This window comes from Streptomyces mangrovi, from assembly GCF_900114215.1.
GTDB classification, from domain to species: Bacteria; Actinomycetota; Actinomycetes; order Streptomycetales; family Streptomycetaceae; genus Streptomyces; species Streptomyces barkulensis.
This window is the reverse complement of record NZ_FOSG01000013.1, coordinates 93,636-108,405: the sequence shown is the minus strand read 5'-3', so window position 1 is coordinate 108,405 and position 14,770 is coordinate 93,636. Positions and strand designations below refer to the sequence as shown.

Below are 14,770 nucleotides of genomic sequence, written 5' to 3'. Positions count from 1 at the left end.
CGGGCGGCCGGGGAACCGGGTGGCGGGAGGAGCCGTGGGCGCTCGATACCCTGGACCCCATGAAGTCGCAGCAGACCGCCCAGACGATGAAGCCCGCCACCGCGGCGAAGAAGCTGGGTGTGTACCTCGAGGCCACCCCCGCCGAGTTCCGGGAGGGCGTCGTCTCGCGCGCGGAACTGAACGCGCTGCAGACCGACCCGCCCGAGTGGCTGCGGGAGCTGCGGCGCGACGGACCGCATCCCCGTCCGGTGGTGGCGGCGAAGCTGGGCGTCTCCAACTCGGGACTCGCGCGCGGCGGGATCACCGAGCCCCTGACCACCGAGCAGATCGAGGCGCTCAAGGCGGAGAACCCCGAGTGGCTGCGGAAGGAGCGCGCCACTCAGGCGGAGGTCCGCAAGGAGGCGGCACGCCTGAAGGAGCGGAAGGCGGAGCAGGGCGACCGGCCCAGCCCCTGACCCCCGCTCCCCCTGCCGCTACCGTGCGGCGTCCGTGTGACGCCGCACTCACCGCCGAGCCGCAGCCGCAGCCGCAGTCCTGTCCGGCCCGCCGACCGGTCCCCCGACCGGTCGGCGGGCCGGTCGTCTTCCGGGGCGCGTTCCTTGCGCCCCCGCGGTGTCGCCATGAATTCATTGCATAAAACTGCTGAGGTGCGTATAGTCATGCTGTCGATGAGGAGGATTCCATGGCAGTGCGAGCGGCAGTGGCGGGAGCGAGCGGCTACGCGGGAGGCGAGATCCTGCGCCTGCTGACCGGGCACCCCGAGGTCGAGATCGGGGCGCTGACGGGCAACTCCAACGCCGGGCAGCGCCTGGGCGCGCTCCAGCCGCACCTGCCGCCGCTTGCCGACCGTGTCCTGGAGGTCACCACGGTGGAGGCGCTGACCGGCCACGACGTGGTGTTCCTCGCCCTGCCGCACGGCCAGTCCGCGGCCGTCGCCGAGCAGCTCGGGGACGAGGCGCTGGTCATCGACTGCGGGGCCGACTTCCGGCTGAGGGATCCGGGGGACTGGGAGCGCTTCTACGGCACGCCGCACGCCGGCACCTGGCCGTACGGCCTCCCCGAGCTGCCGGGGGCACGCGACGCGCTGACGGGGTCCCGGCGCGTCGCGGTCCCCGGTTGCTATCCGACGGCCGTGACGCTCGCCCTCTTCCCGGCCTTCGGGGCCGGCCTGGTCGAGTCCGACGTGGTGGTGGTCGCGGCCACCGGCACCTCGGGTGCGGGCAAGACGCCCAAGCCCCACCTGCTGGGCAGCGAGGTGATGGGCTCGATGAGCCCCTACGGCGTCGGCGGCGTCCACCGGCACACCCCCGAGATGGCGCAGAACCTCTCGGCCGTCGCGGACGAGCCGGTCACCGTCTCCTTCACTCCGACCCTCGCCCCGATGTCCCGGGGCATCCTGGCCACCTGCACCGCCAGGGCCCGGTCCGGCCTGACCGCCGACCGGCTGCGTGAGGTGTACGACAAGGCGCTGGCCGCCGAGCCGTTCGTCCATCTGCTGCCCGAGGGGCAGTGGCCGTCCACCGCCGCCGTGTACGGCTCCAACAGCGCGCTGGTCCAGGTCGCGTACGACGAGGCGGCCGACCGCGTGGTCGTCGTCAGCGCCATCGACAACCTCACCAAGGGCACCGCGGGCGGCGCGGTGCAGAGCATGAACATCGCCCTCGGCCTTCCCGAGGAGACCGGCCTCCCCGTGACCGGGGTCGCTCCGTGAACCGGAGGCGCCTGCCGGGGACGCACGCGCGGCTGCCGGCCGGCTGTTGACGACGATGCCCGCGCTGTGCCGCGCGGGCGGAGAAGGGAGCGGAAGAACACCATGAGTGTGACCGCTGCGAAGGGATTCACCGCGGCGGGGATCGCCGCCGGGATCAAGGACAACGGCAACCCCGACCTGGCTCTGGTCGTCAACACCGGGCCGCGCCTGGCCGCGGCCGGTGTGTTCACCTCCAACCGCGTCAAGGCCGCGCCCGTGCTCTGGTCCGAGCAGGTCCTCAGGGGCGGGCAGGTCTCGGCCGTCGTCCTCAACTCCGGCGGCGCCAACGCCTGCACCGGCCCGCTCGGCTTCCAGGACACCCACGCCACCGCCGAGAAGACCGCCGAGGTACTCGGTCACAGCGCCGGCGAGGTCGCCGTCTGCTCCACCGGCCTGATCGGCGTCCGGCTGCCGATGGACCGGCTGCTGCCGGGGATCGGGAAGGCCGCCGAGGCGCTCTCCCCGCACGGCGGCGACAGGGCCGCCATCGCCATCAAGACCACCGACACCGTGCACAAGACCGCCGTCGCCGAGGGCTCCTCCGGCTGGGTCGTGGGCGGCATGGCCAAGGGCGCGGGCATGCTCGCCCCCGGGCTGGCGACGATGCTGGTGGTCCTCACCACCGACGCCGACGTGGACACCCCCGGACTGGACGCCGCGCTGCGCGAGGCCACCCGCACCACCTTCGACCGCATCGACTCCGACGGCTGCATGTCCACCAACGACACCGTGCTGCTGCTGGCCTCCGGAGCCTCGGGGGTCGCCCCGGAGGCGAAGGAGTTCGCCGAGGCCGTGCGGGCCGTCTGCGACGACCTGGCGCAGCAGCTGATCCGGGACGCCGAGGGAGCCTCCAAGGACATCCGGATCGAGGTGGTGAACGCCGCCGGCGAGGACGACGCCGTCGAGGTGGGCCGCTCCATCGCCCGCAACAACCTCCTCAAGTGCGCCGTCCACGGCGAGGACCCCAACTGGGGCCGGGTCCTGTCCGCCATCGGCACCACCTCCGCCGCCTTCGAGCCCGACCGGCTGAACGTCGCCATCAACGGCGTGTGGGTCTGCCGCGACGGATCGGTGGGCGAGGACCGCGAACTGGTGGACATGCGCTACCGCGAGGTCCGCATCACCGCCGACCTGGCGGCGGGCGAGAAGTCCGCCGTCATCTGGACCAACGACCTCACCGCCGACTACGTCCACGAGAACAGCGCTTATTCGTCATGAGCACACGTAGGCACACCGCCCTGCCCAAGGCCCAGATCCTCATCGAGGCGCTGCCCTGGCTGACCCGCCATCACGGGAAGACCGTGGTCGTCAAGTTCGGCGGCAACGCCATGGTGGACGAGGAGCTGAAGGCCGCGTTCGCCCAGGACGTGGTCTTCCTGCGGCACGCGGGCCTCAAGCCCGTCGTCGTCCACGGCGGCGGTCCGCAGATCAGCGCCCACCTGGACCGGCTCGGCCTGGTCAGCGAGTTCAAGGCCGGGCTGCGGGTCACCACCGACGAGGCGATGGACGTCGTGCGGATGGTGCTGGCCGGCCAGGTACAGCGCGAACTGGTCGGCCTGCTCAACCGGCACGGCCCGCTCGCCGTCGGCATGACCGGCGAGGACGCGCACACCCTGACCGCCACCAAGCGCTACGCGCACATCGACGGGGAGAAGGTGGACATCGGCCGCGTCGGCGAGATCACCGAGGTGGACGCGGGAGCCGTCCAGGCCCTGCTGGACGACGGCCGCATCCCGGTGATCTCCTCCATCGCCCGCAGCGCCGACGACGGGCACGTCTACAACATCAACGCCGACACCGCCGCCGCGGCCCTCGCGGCGGCGCTCGGCGCCGAGACGCTGATGGTGCTCACCGACGTCGAGGGACTCTACGAGGACTGGCCCAACAGCGACGACGTGATCAGCCGGCTGACCGCGAGCGAGCTGGAGAGGCTGCTGCCGGACCTGGCCAGCGGGATGGTGCCCAAGATGGAGGGCTGCCTGTACGCCGTGCGCAACGGCGTCAACACCGCCCGGGTCATCGACGGGCGTGTCCAGCACTCCATCCTGCTGGAGATCTTCACCGACGAGGGGATCGGAACCATGGTCGTACCGGACGGCGCCGCGCCGGAGAAGGAGAAGCGGGCATGAACGACACCACCGCCACCACCGCCACCACGGGCGCCACCCCCGCCCCCGTACCCGCCGCCCCCGCGCCCGGCAACGCCGGTCTCACCCGGCGCTGGCAGGGCTCGCTGATGGACAACTACGGCACCCCCCGCGTTCCGATCACCCACGGCGAGGGCGCCCGGCTGTGGGACGCCGACGGCAGGGAGTACCTGGACTTCGTCGGCGGCATCGCCGTCAACTCGCTCGGCACCGCCCACCCGGCGGTCGTCCGCGCGGTCTCCGGGCAGATCGCCACCCTCGGCCACGTCTCCAACCTCTTCGTCGCCGAACCCCCGGTCGCCCTGGCCGAACGGCTGCTCCGGATCTTCGGCCGCACGGGGCGCGTCTACTTCTCCAACTCCGGTGCGGAGGCCGTCGAGGCGGCGTTCAAGATCGGCCGCCGGACCGGCCGGACGCACATGGTCGCCACCGAGGGCGGCTTCCACGGCCGCACCATGGGCGCCCTCGCGCTGACCGGCCAGCCCGCCAAACGCGACCCCTTCCTCCCGCTGCCCGGCGAGGTCACCCATGTCCCCTACGGCGACGCCGGTGCGCTGCGGGCGGCCGTCACCGAGGAGACCGCCCTGGTGATCGTCGAACCGATCCAGGGCGAGAACGGCGTCGTCGTCGCGCCCGAGGGCTATCTGGCCGCGGCCCGCGAGATCACCGCCGCCACCGGCACCCTGCTGGTGATCGACGAGGTCCAGACGGGCATCGGCCGCACCGGGCACTGGCTCGCCTGCCAGGCGCAGGGGGTGCGGCCCGACGTCGTCACCCTCGCCAAGGGGCTGGGAGCCGGACTGCCCATCGGCGCCACGGTCGCCTTCGGCGAGGCCGCCGAGCTGCTGGGCCCCGGACACCACGGCTCCACCTTCGGCGGCAACCCGGTCTCCTGCGCGGCGGCGCTCGCCGTCCTGGACACCATCGCCTCCGAGGGCCTCCTCGGCCACGTCGAGCGGATCGGCGGCCGGCTGCGCGACGGTGTCCGGGCGCTGGGGCACCCGCTGGTCGACCACGTCCGCGGCGCCGGGCTGCTGCTCGGTATCGTACTGACCGAACCCGTCGCACCCCAGGTGCAGCAGGCTGCCCAGGACGCGGGCTTCCTGGTGAACGCGTGCGCTCCGGACGTCATCCGGCTGGCCCCGCCGCTGATCATCGGCGAAGCCGAGGCGGACGCGCTGGTCCGGTCCCTTCCCGCCGTCCTCGACGCCGCCGGCGGGCCCCGACGAGCCGGAGACTGACGAGAAGATGACCGAGGCGCAGGCGCAGGGCGGCAACCACGGCGGCCCGGCCGTACCCCACACGCGTACGGCCCGGCACCGCCGGATCGTGGAGATCCTGAACCGCGAGCCGGTCCGGTCCCAGAGCCAGCTCGCCAAGCTGCTCGCCGACGACGGGCTGAGCGTCACCCAGGCGACGCTCAGCCGGGATCTGGACGAGCTGGGCGCGGTGAAGATCCGCAACACCGGGGGCGAACTGATCTACGCCGTCCCCGGCGAGGGCGGCGACCGCACGCCCCGGGCCCCGCTGGGGGAGTCCGCGAGCGAGGCGAGGATGGCACGCCTGGCGGGCGAGCTGCTGATCTCCGCCGAGGCGTCGGCCAATCTGGTGGTGCTGCGCACCCCGCCCGGCGCCGCCCAGTTCCTCGCCTCGGCCATCGACCAGGCGGAGGTGCACGACATCATCGGCACCATCGCCGGCGACGACACCCTGCTGCTGATCAGCCGTCACCCCACCGGCGGGCAGGCCCTGGCCGATCATCTGCTGCGGCTGGCGCAGAAGAACTCCCACCAGGGCAACGGCGCCTGAGGCCCGGGGCCCGGCCGGGATCCGGGCCGCGCGGTTCGCCCCCGTCAGCCGTGTGCGCCGTTCCCGTCGGCGGCCTGCCACTCGTGGGCCAGCACAGCCCAGACCTGGAGGTCGTGGCGGCGGCCGCCCATGGGGAACACGCTGCGCAGGGTGCCCTCGTGCGTCATGCCCAGCCGCTCGGCCACCGCGATGCTGGGGCCGTTGTCGGGGGAGACCAGCCACTCCGCCCGGGCCAGACCGCGCACCCCGACCGCCCAGTCGATCATGCGGCGGGCCGCGGTGGTGACCAGCCCGCGCCCCTGCGCCTCGGGGGCCAGCCAGGCGCCCAGCTCGCAGGAGCCCTCGGAGACGCTGAACAGCCGGAAGAGCATGCCGCCCACCAACTCGCCGTCCAGCCGGATGCCGTGGATCCGGCCCTCGTCGGCGGCCTGCTTGTCGGCGTAGCGCTGGAGGAAGGCACGGGCCGAGGCGGTGTCGGTGACGGTGTGCGCCCACGGCAGCCAGGGCGCCAGATGGTCACGCACCCGGTCGGTGTAGGCGGCCAGCTCCGGCGCCTGCCACGGCTCCAGGGGGCACAGCTGTGCGCCGTCGCCGAGAGGGGTGCTGAACATGGGGACTCCTCGAAGGGTCGTTTGCCGGTGTCGGTGGGGGTGTGTGGTCGCGGCGGTCTTGCCGCTCCCGGTGGCCGCCATGACCGAGTCCGCCGTCACACCGGCGGCGCCCGCCCTCCGCCTGCTCAGAGCGGCTTCTTGTGGAAGAAGGTCGTGGGCCAAAGCACGCCCTCGGCGTCGGCGGCGTAGTCGGGGATCGTGCCGGCCTCGGTCCAGCCGGCCGAACGGTAGAGGTGCTCGGCCGGGCTGCCGGTCCGGGTGTCCAGCACCAGCAGGCGGATCCCCGCGCCGGCGGCCTCCCGTTCGGCCGTCGCCAGCAGTCGCCGGCCCAGCCCCCGGCCCCGGGCGTCCCGGTGCACGATCAGCTTGGCCATCTCCGCACGGTGGCGGCCGTTGGGCATGCCGCAGAACTTCAGCTGCACCGTCCCCAGGATCCGGCCGCCGCCCCGGGCGACCCACACCGCCGTCCTGCCGTCGGCGACCTCGGGCGCCAGACCTTCCCACCAGGCCGCCGCCTCGGCGAGGTCGAGCGGGGCGAGGAAGCCGATCGAGGAGCCGCCCTCGACGGCGTCGCGGAGCAGGGCGGCCAGGTCCCGGGCCGCGGCGGGGATCTCGGTGGCCGGCAGACGGTTGATCACCGGCGCGGCACTGCTGATGTGTTCGGTTCGCACCGCCCGATCGAACTCCTTCCGTGGCTCCGGCCGCAAGGGCGTTCCGCCAGGCGGGCATGTGTCCAGGCAGGCGGGTGCCCAGGCGGGCAGGTGGTCAGGCGGGTGTGGGCGGCAGGGGAAGCGGAAGCCCCGGGAGACCGTCGATGCTGGTGGCGACATGCTCCTTCTTGTGGAAGTACGCGTCCAGCGACTCGTCCGTCTCGCGCTCGAAGCGCGAACCGTGCAGCGGACGGTCGCTCTCGTAGGTCATCAGCGGTACGGCGTAACCGCAGGTGTCGCGGATCAGCTCGGCGGTGACCACGATGATCGCGCGCAGGCCGTGCCGGGAGTGGTCGATGCCGGGGAATCGGGCGATCAGCTCTCCCCAGCGCGGGTCGTCGCGGAAGACGGGCTCCCCGCGGCCGTGGACGCGCACGATGTTCGGCGGGCCGGTGAAGGCGCACCACATCAGGGTGATCCGGCCGTTCTCCCGCAGATGGGCGACGGTCTCGGCGTTGGAGCCGGCGAAGTCGAGATAGGCGACGGTGCGCTCGTCGAGGACGGCGAAGGAACCCCTCAGCCCCTTGGGGGAGAGATTGACGGTGCCGTCGCCGGACAGCGGCGCGGTGGCGGTGAAGAAGACGGGCTGGGCCTCGATGAAGTCCCGCAGCCGTCCGTCGATGCGTTCGTATGTCTTTCCCACATGGGCATCATGCCGCCGTGTGCGCGTGCGCGCCCGGTATTTCCGGCGCAGGCTGGACACATGGCCGAAGGCAGGGGAGCAGGCGGGGACAGGAGCCGGGACGGGAGCGGGGGCCCCGAGGTGCGGGTGCGCCGTGTGTACGAGGAGGCCGGCCCCGGGGACGGCCGGCGGGTGCTGGTGGACCGGATCTGGCCGCGCGGCCTGAGCCGGGACGCGGCGGAACTGGACGAGTGGTGCAAGGACGCCGCCCCGTCGGACGGGCTGCGCCGCTGGTACGGCCACGCCCCGGAGCGGTACGCGGAGTTCGCCGGACGCTACCGCGCGGAACTGGAGGAGGCGGGGCGGCACGAGGCGGTGGAGCGGCTGCGGGAGTCGGCCGGGGAGGGGACGCTGACGCTGCTGACGGCCACCAGGGACGTGGAACGCAGCCACGCGGTCGTACTGGCCGAGGTGCTGCGGGAGACCGCCCGGGGCGCCCCCGACTGACGCGTTCGGTGCGCTGCGGATCACCGGAAGGCATCTGACCTGCGATTTTCCTGATGGATGACCGCTCTTTGACGAACCATACGGAGGGATGCATACTTATACCAGTCACCGTATGCATCGTAAGGAGCCCCCTGTGACCGAGCGCGTCGTACTCGCCTACTCCGGTGGCCTGGACACCTCCGTCTGCATCGGCTGGATCGCCGAGGAGACGGGCGCCGAGGTCATCGCCGTCGCCGTGGACGTCGGCCAGGGCGGAGAGGACCTGGACGTCATCCGCAAGCGCGCGCTCGCCTGCGGCGCCGTCGAGGCCGAGGTCGCCGACGCGAGGGACGAGTTCGCCGAGGAGTACTGCCTCCCCGCGATCAAGGCGAACGCGCTCTACATGGACCGCTACCCGCTGGTCTCCGCCCTCTCCCGGCCGGCCATCGTCAAGCACCTGGTGGCCGCCGCCAGGAAGCACGGGGCCACCACCGTCGCCCACGGCTGCACCGGCAAGGGCAACGACCAGGTGCGGTTCGAGGCCGGCATCTCCTCCCTCGCCCCCGAGCTGAGGTGCATCGCACCGGTGCGGGACTACGCCATGACGCGTGATGCGGCGATCGCCTTCGCGGAGGACAAGGGACTGCCGATCGCCACCACCAAGAAGTCGCCCTACTCCATCGACCAGAACGTCTTCGGGCGGGCCGTGGAGACCGGCTTCCTGGAGGACATCTGGAACGCGCCGATCGAGGACGTCTACGACTACACCCGGAACCCGGCCGCCGCGCGCGAGGCCGACGAGGTGGTCATCACCTTCGACAAGGGCGTCCCCGTGGCCCTCGACGGCAGGCCCGTCACCGTCCTGCAGGCCATCCAGCAGCTCAACGAGCGGGCCGGGGCCCAGGGCGTGGGCCGGATCGACATGGTCGAGGACCGTCTGGTGGGCATCAAGTCCCGCGAGGTCTACGAGGCGCCGGGCGCTATCGCGCTGATCACCGCCCACCAGGAGCTGGAGAACGTCACCGTCGAACGCGAACTGGCCCGCTACAAGCGGCAGGTCGAGCAGCGCTGGAGCGAACTGGTCTACGACGGCCTGTGGTTCTCCCCGCTCAAGCGCGCCCTGGACGGCTTCGTCGAGGAGGCCAACGAGCACGTGTCCGGCGACATCCGGATGACCCTGCACGGCGGCCGGGCCACCGTCACCGGCCGGCGCTCCCACACGTCGCTGTACGACTTCAACCTGGCCACCTACGACACCGGCGACACCTTCGACCAGTCGATGTCCAGGGGCTTCATCGAGATCTTCGGTATGAGCAGCAAGATCGCCGCCAAGCGGGACCTCGCGCAGTAACCTGCCCCCCGCGGCAGCCGCACACCGCACACCGCCCGCCTCCTCCGCCCTGTGGTGGAGGAGGTGGGCGCCTTCCCGTCCCAGCCGGGCCCGGCGGTCCGATACCGCCCGAAACCGCCCGGCACGCCCAGCACGACCGGTAAGCGCACGAGGAGCACCGATGACCAACGCCCCCCAGACTCCGCCCCCCGCCGCAGGCGGCGACGTACGGCTGTGGGGCGGCCGGTTCGCCGACGGACCGGCCGAGGCGCTGGCCGCCCTCTCGGCCTCCGTCCACTTCGACTGGCGGCTGGCCCCCTACGACATCGCCGGGTCGCGCGCCCACGCCCGGGTGCTCCACCGGGCCGGCCTGCTGACCGCCGACGAGTTGGAGAAGATGCTCGCCGGCCTCGACCGGCTGGCCGCCGACGTCGCCGACGGCACCTTCACCGGCACCGTCGCCGACGAGGACGTGCACACCGCCCTGGAGCGCGGACTGCTGGAGCGCCTCGGCCCCGAGCTCGGCGGCAAGCTGCGCGCCGGGCGCTCCCGCAACGACCAGGTCGCCACACTGTTCCGGATGTACCTGCGTGACCACGCCCGGATCATCGGCGGTCTGCTCGCCGACCTGAACGAGGCACTGGTCTCCCTGGCCGAGGCGCACCCGGACGTGGCGATGCCCGGCCGCACCCACCTCCAGCACGCCCAGCCGGTCCTCTTCGCCCACCATGTCCTCGCCCACGTCCAGGCGCTGTCGCGGGACGCCGAGCGGCTGCGGCAGTGGGACGCGCGCACCGCCGTCTCGCCCTACGGGTCGGGGGCGCTGGCGGGTTCCTCGCTCGGCCTGGACCCCCGCGCGGTCGCCGCCGACCTCGGCTTCGAGCACGGCTCGGCCGCCAACTCCATCGACGGCACCGCCTCGCGCGACTTCGTCGCCGAGTTCGCCTTCATCACCGCGATGATCGGCGTGGACCTCTCCCGGATCGCGGAGGAGGTGATCATCTGGAACACCAAGGAGTTCTCCTTCGTCACCCTCCACGACGCCTTCTCCACCGGCTCGTCGATCATGCCGCAGAAGAAGAACCCGGACATCGCCGAGCTGGCGCGCGGCAAGTCCGGCCGGCTCATCGGCAACCTCACCGGACTGCTGGCCACTCTCAAGGCGCTGCCGCTGGCGTACAACCGTGACCTGCAGGAGGACAAGGAGCCGGTCTTCGACTCCTGCGACCAGCTGGAGATCCTGCTGCCGGCGTTCACCGGGATGATGGCCACCCTCACCGTCAACCGCGAGCGGATGGCCGAGCTGGCCCCGGCCGGCTTCTCCCTGGCCACCGACGTCGCCGAGTGGCTGGTGAAGCGGGGCGTGCCGTTCCGGGACGCGCACGAGATCGCCGGTGAGTGCGTCAAGGTCTGCGAGGCCGCCGGGATCGGGCTGGACGAACTGACCGACGGGCAGTTCGCGGAGATCTCGCCGCATCTCACCCCCGAGGTCCGCACCGTGCTGAGCGTCTCCGGAGCCCTGGCCTCCCGCGACGGGCGGGGCGGCACCGCGCCGTCCGCCGTCGCCGTCCAGCTCGCCGAGGTCAAGGAGGACCTGGCCCGGCAGCGGGATTGGGCCGGGCAGGCCCGTCCGGGCACCGTGGGCTGACCCTCCGCCGGGCCGCCGCCGAGCGGGCGGCGGCCCGGCGCCCGCCGTACGCGACTCCAGCGCCGCGGCCCCGTCCCGCAGCGCTCGTGCCCCAGCACGGCCACCAGCGGCACGCCCGGCTCCACCGGCCCGTACCCGACACTGCCCTCGACCACCGCGTCCAGGGTGTGCGCGGCGGTACGGATCACCAGCAGCGCGCCGGGCTCCCGGCCGAACAGCGTCTCCGGCATCACCGGGCAGTCCACACACAGGCCGCCGGAACAGCGGCGACGGGGCGCGGGGCGGCGGAGCACCCGCCGCCTCCTCTCCTCGCGCCCCTCGCGCCTCTCCTGGGCCGGCGCCCGCGCCCTCCGCGCGGCCCAGCCGGACGTCCCGCGCAGCGCTGTCCGGCGGCGGTTCGTCGAAGAGCGCGGAACCTGTTCCTCCGGGCCCGTCGCCGTCCTGGGAAGCATGGACGGCCCCGGGCCCGGGCATGCCGCCGGAAGGAGGGAACCCGGGTGTGCCGAAGGGGACGCGGTCGCCCGGGGGAGTGGCTGTCCGCCCGGACACCCGTCCGGGACGCCGTGGACCGCGCCGCCCATCCGCGGCGGTGGCGACGAGAAGGAGCGGAGAGGGTGCGGGAGCCCGGGAGGACCGGCAGGCCGGACTGGCTCTTCGGCACGGGCGCGACCCCCGCGCAGAAGGTCCTGGCCCACGCCGTGGCGGCGGCCGGGTGCGCGGTCCTCGCGGTGTACGGCCGGGACGAGGGCTGGACCTGGTGGCAGTGGGTGCTGGGCCTGCTGCTCGTGTGGGACCTGGCGGGGGGTGTGGTGGCCAACGGGCTGGACACGGCCAAGCGCTTCTACCACTCGCCGCCGCCTTTGGGAACGGGGACGGTGGGGCGCTTCCTGCACCATCCGGTGGGCTTCACCGCCGCGCACGTCCAGCCGGTCGCGGCCGGCCTCGCCTTCGACGGCGGGCCCTGGTGGTGGGGCCCCCTGTGGTACCTCTGGGCGCTGGCCGGCGCCGTACTGGTGGCCCGGGTCCGCGAATCCCTCCGGCGCCCGGTGGCGCTGGGGGCCGTCGGCCTGGGAGCCATGGTCGCGCCGCTGGTCACCGCACCCGGGGGAATGGCCTGGCTGCCCGTGGTGCTGCTGCTCAAGCTGGTCCTCGCGCACGGTGTTCCCGAAGGAGCCGCCGGGCCGGCCGGGCCGGCGGCCGGGTGCCCGCCCCGGTGAGCCGTCCACCCGGTGGGCCGCCCGCCGGCGGGAAGACGCCGGCCCCCGGAGCCCGGTACCGTCCGCGGGCGGTACCGGGCTCCGGGAGCCGGACGAAGCTTCAGGCCGCCTTGGCCTTGGTGGCGTACACGTCCACGTACTCCTGGCCCGACAGGCGCATCACATGGCTCATCACCTCGTCGGTCACGGCCCGCAGCACATAGCGGTCGCGGTCCATGCCGTCGTAGCGCGAGAAGTCCAGCGGCTCGCCGAAGCGGACGGTGACCCGGCGTCCCGGCCCGATCCGGGGCAGCCCGCTGCCGCCCGGCTGCACACGGTCGGTACCGATCATCGCGAACGGGACGACCGGCGCGCCGGTCATCAGCGTCAGCCTGGCGATGCCGGTGCGGCCCCGGTACAGGCGGCCGTCGGGGGAGCGGGTGCCCTCCGGGTAGATGCCGAAGACGTTGCCCTCCTCCAGCACCCGGCGGCCGGTCATCAGCGCCGCGACACCGCCGCGCCCGCCGTCGCGGTCCACCGGGATCATGCCGACGCCGGTGAAGAACCACGCCATCAGACGGCCCTTGAGGCTCTTCCCGGTGACGTACTCGTCCTTGCCGATGAAGAAGACCTGCCGGTCGACGACGAGGGGGAGGATCATCGAGTCGATGAAGGTCAGGTGATTGCCGGCCAGGATCACCGGGCCGCTGCCGGGGATCCGCTCCGCTCCCTCGACCTGCGGACGGAACAGCACGCGCAGGAGCGGGCCGAGCAGCGCCTTGATGAGCAGGAAACGGGACAACGTGCCCTCCGGTCGTGATGGTCAGCGCGCGCACCCGCGCGGATCAGTACGGTACTCGCCGGTCACCGGCGGGTGCGCGCCGGGTTCGTCCCACGGATACCCCGTGATGGCGCGATTTGTCAGCCGTTCACGCCTCGTTTCGTGCGCGGCCTCCCGCAGTGAAGTGACGCGCACCTACCATGCGCGGGTTCCGTTGCCTGGCGGGCGCGGGACAGTCACAGGCGTGTGAAGAGGAGAGGAGTGCCCATGGGACAGGCGCAGAGGCCGGACCGCAGGACCGTGCTGGGCGCGGCGGTGCTGGGCGCGGGCGCGGCGGCGCTGGGACCGGCCGCCGCGGCGGCCACGGCCGACGGCGGCCGGGGGAGAGGCGCGGGCCGGGGACGCACGGCCCTGCCGGTGCCCGCCGTCATCGCCCATCGCGGCGCCAGCGGCTACCGGCCCGAGCACACTCTGGGGGCCTACCAACTCGCCCTCGACATGGGCGCCGACGTCATCGAGCAGGATCTCGTGCCCACCCGGGACGGCCATCTCGTCTGCCGCCACGAGAACGACATCACCGGCACCACGGACGTGGCCGACCACCCGGAGTTCGCCGACCGCAAGGCCACCAAGACGGTGGACGGCACCGAGATCACCGGCTGGTTCACCGAGGACTTCACCCTCGCCGAGCTCAAGACGCTGCGCGCCACCGAGCGCATCCCCGGCACCCGCCCCGACAACACCCTCTACGACGGTCGCTGGACGGTCCCGTCCTTCGAGGAGGTGCTGCGCTGGGCCGAGCGCGAGGGCCGCCGGCGCGGACGCCCGGTCTGGCTGCACGTCGAGACCAAGCACCCCAGCCACTTCCGCGCACTGGGTCTGGGCCTGGAGGAGCGGCTGGCGAAGCTGCTGCGCCGGTACGGGCGGGACCGCGCCAACTCCCCCACGTTCCTGCAGTCCTTCGAGCCGACCAGCATGGAGCGGATGAGCCGGCTGGTGAGGACTCCGCGCGTGGTGCTGCTGTGGACCGCCGACTCCCGCCCCTGGGACTTCGAACAGGCCGGCGACCCGCGCACCGTGGCGGACCTCGTCACCCCCGAAGGGCTGGAGTGGATCTCCGGCTTCGCCCAGGGCGTCGGCCCGGTGCTCGACCTCGTCGTCCCCCGGCGGGCGGACGGGCGGCTGGGCGAGCCCACCACCCTGGTGCGCGATGCCCATGCCCGCGGGCTGCTGCTCCACCCGTACACCATGCGCAACGAGAACCGCTTCCTGCCCGCGGACTTCCGCCGCGGCACCGACCCGGACGCCTACGGGGACGCCTTCGGCGCCCTGCGGGCGTACTTCGAGACGGGCATCGACGGCATCTTCGCCGACCAGCCGGACACCGCTCTGCTGGCCGCCGAGGACTTCCGCCGGAACTGACGGCCCGGCCGGCCGGGCCGTCAGTTCCGGTCGGCCCGGCCCGAAGGCCGGCGCGGGCCGCGGCGGTCACCCGCGAGGGTGGTGCGGGCCGCGGCCCGCGCGACCGTTTCGCACCGCGGCCCGCACGGCAGCCGCGACGCGGGACGGCCCTCCCGCCGGATCCCCGCCGCGGGGAAGAGGCCCGCGAGTTGGGAATCTCACAGGGCGGTCCCGGACCGATTCGTTCCCCTTGCATCGATTGCCCGCGCAGAATGCTCA

The 14,770-nt window shown here is 73.2% G+C and carries 15 protein-coding genes and 1 pseudogene; 11 read left to right on the top strand and 5 right to left on the bottom strand.

From position 1 onward, the window contains the following. The first annotated feature begins 59 nt into the window (after positions 1-59). From BM237_RS18785 to BM237_RS18760, 6 genes are all read left to right on the top strand, one after another. Complete coding sequence (locus BM237_RS18785) at positions 60-455, top strand: DUF5997 family protein (protein WP_093850856.1); 396 nt, start codon at positions 60-62, stop codon at positions 453-455. Between the two features lie 227 nt (positions 456-682). Beyond that, positions 683-1,711, top strand: coding sequence for an N-acetyl-gamma-glutamyl-phosphate reductase (gene argC, locus BM237_RS18780; protein WP_093850855.1), 1,029 nt, complete (start codon positions 683-685; stop codon positions 1,709-1,711). 102 nt (positions 1,712-1,813) lie between these two features. Then, complete coding sequence (gene argJ, locus BM237_RS18775) at positions 1,814-2,968, top strand: bifunctional glutamate N-acetyltransferase/amino-acid acetyltransferase ArgJ (protein ID WP_093850854.1); 1,155 nt, start codon at positions 1,814-1,816, stop codon at positions 2,966-2,968. Next, positions 2,965-3,879: an acetylglutamate kinase gene (gene argB / locus BM237_RS18770; RefSeq protein ID WP_093850853.1), complete on the top strand. Its 915-nt coding sequence runs from the start codon at positions 2,965-2,967 to the stop codon at positions 3,877-3,879. The genes argJ and argB overlap by 4 nt, the downstream gene beginning before the upstream one ends. Next, positions 3,876-5,138, top strand: a complete 1,263-nt coding sequence (locus tag BM237_RS18765) for an acetylornithine transaminase (protein ID WP_093850852.1) — start codon at positions 3,876-3,878, stop codon at positions 5,136-5,138. Before argB ends, BM237_RS18765 begins: the two co-directional genes overlap by 4 nt. A gap of 7 nt (positions 5,139-5,145) precedes the next feature. Further along, positions 5,146-5,706: an arginine repressor gene (locus BM237_RS18760; protein ID WP_093850851.1), complete on the top strand. Its 561-nt coding sequence runs from the start codon at positions 5,146-5,148 to the stop codon at positions 5,704-5,706. A 44-nt stretch (positions 5,707-5,750) separates the two neighbouring features. Here the strand turns inward: BM237_RS18760 and BM237_RS18755 are convergent, their stop codons facing one another. The 3 genes from BM237_RS18755 to BM237_RS18745 all read right to left on the bottom strand — a co-directional run bounded on the left by BM237_RS18755 (position 5,751) and on the right by BM237_RS18745 (position 7,670). Next, positions 5,751-6,317, bottom strand: a complete 567-nt coding sequence (locus BM237_RS18755; protein WP_093850850.1) for a GNAT family N-acetyltransferase — start codon at positions 6,315-6,317, stop codon at positions 5,751-5,753. A 125-nt stretch (positions 6,318-6,442) separates the two neighbouring features. Then, complete coding sequence (locus BM237_RS18750; RefSeq protein ID WP_245793752.1) at positions 6,443-6,955, bottom strand: GNAT family N-acetyltransferase; 513 nt, start codon at positions 6,953-6,955, stop codon at positions 6,443-6,445. A 127-nt stretch (positions 6,956-7,082) separates the two neighbouring features. Beyond that, on the bottom strand, positions 7,083-7,670 hold the full coding sequence (locus tag BM237_RS18745) for a pyridoxamine 5'-phosphate oxidase family protein (RefSeq protein ID WP_093850848.1): 588 nt from the start codon (positions 7,668-7,670) through the stop codon (positions 7,083-7,085). Positions 7,671-7,730: 60 nt separating this feature from the next. On the opposite strand from BM237_RS18745, the gene BM237_RS18740 reads away from it, so the two are divergent. The 3 genes from BM237_RS18740 (at position 7,731) to argH (ending at position 11,113) form a co-directional block, all read left to right on the top strand. Then, a complete protein-coding gene (locus tag BM237_RS18740) occupies positions 7,731-8,156 on the top strand; it encodes a DUF488 domain-containing protein (protein WP_093850847.1) in 426 nt (141 codons plus the stop codon). Positions 8,157-8,289: 133 nt separating this feature from the next. Further along, positions 8,290-9,486, top strand: a complete 1,197-nt coding sequence (locus tag BM237_RS18735; RefSeq protein WP_093850846.1) for an argininosuccinate synthase — start codon at positions 8,290-8,292, stop codon at positions 9,484-9,486. A gap of 160 nt (positions 9,487-9,646) precedes the next feature. Next, on the top strand, positions 9,647-11,113 hold the full coding sequence (gene argH / locus BM237_RS18730) for an argininosuccinate lyase (protein ID WP_093850845.1): 1,467 nt from the start codon (positions 9,647-9,649) through the stop codon (positions 11,111-11,113). Positions 11,114-11,199: 86 nt separating this feature from the next. On the opposite strand, the pseudogene BM237_RS30555 reads toward argH, so the two are convergent. Continuing rightward, positions 11,200-11,565, bottom strand: a pseudogene (locus BM237_RS30555) (carbonic anhydrase); the annotation flags it as partial. 162 nt (positions 11,566-11,727) lie between these two features. On the opposite strand from BM237_RS30555, the gene BM237_RS18720 reads away from it, so the two are divergent. After that, complete coding sequence (locus BM237_RS18720) at positions 11,728-12,330, top strand: hypothetical protein (RefSeq protein WP_093850844.1); 603 nt, start codon at positions 11,728-11,730, stop codon at positions 12,328-12,330. 100 nt (positions 12,331-12,430) lie between these two features. On the opposite strand, the gene BM237_RS18715 is transcribed toward BM237_RS18720, so the two are convergent. Continuing rightward, positions 12,431-13,111 (bottom strand): lysophospholipid acyltransferase family protein, encoded by a 681-nt coding sequence (locus BM237_RS18715; RefSeq protein WP_093850843.1) that lies wholly within the window; start codon positions 13,109-13,111, stop codon positions 12,431-12,433. A 246-nt stretch (positions 13,112-13,357) separates the two neighbouring features. On the opposite strand from BM237_RS18715, the gene BM237_RS18710 reads away from it, so the two are divergent. After that, positions 13,358-14,512: a glycerophosphodiester phosphodiesterase gene (locus BM237_RS18710; RefSeq protein ID WP_093850842.1), complete on the top strand. Its 1,155-nt coding sequence runs from the start codon at positions 13,358-13,360 to the stop codon at positions 14,510-14,512. The last annotated feature ends 258 nt before the right edge of the window (positions 14,513-14,770 follow it).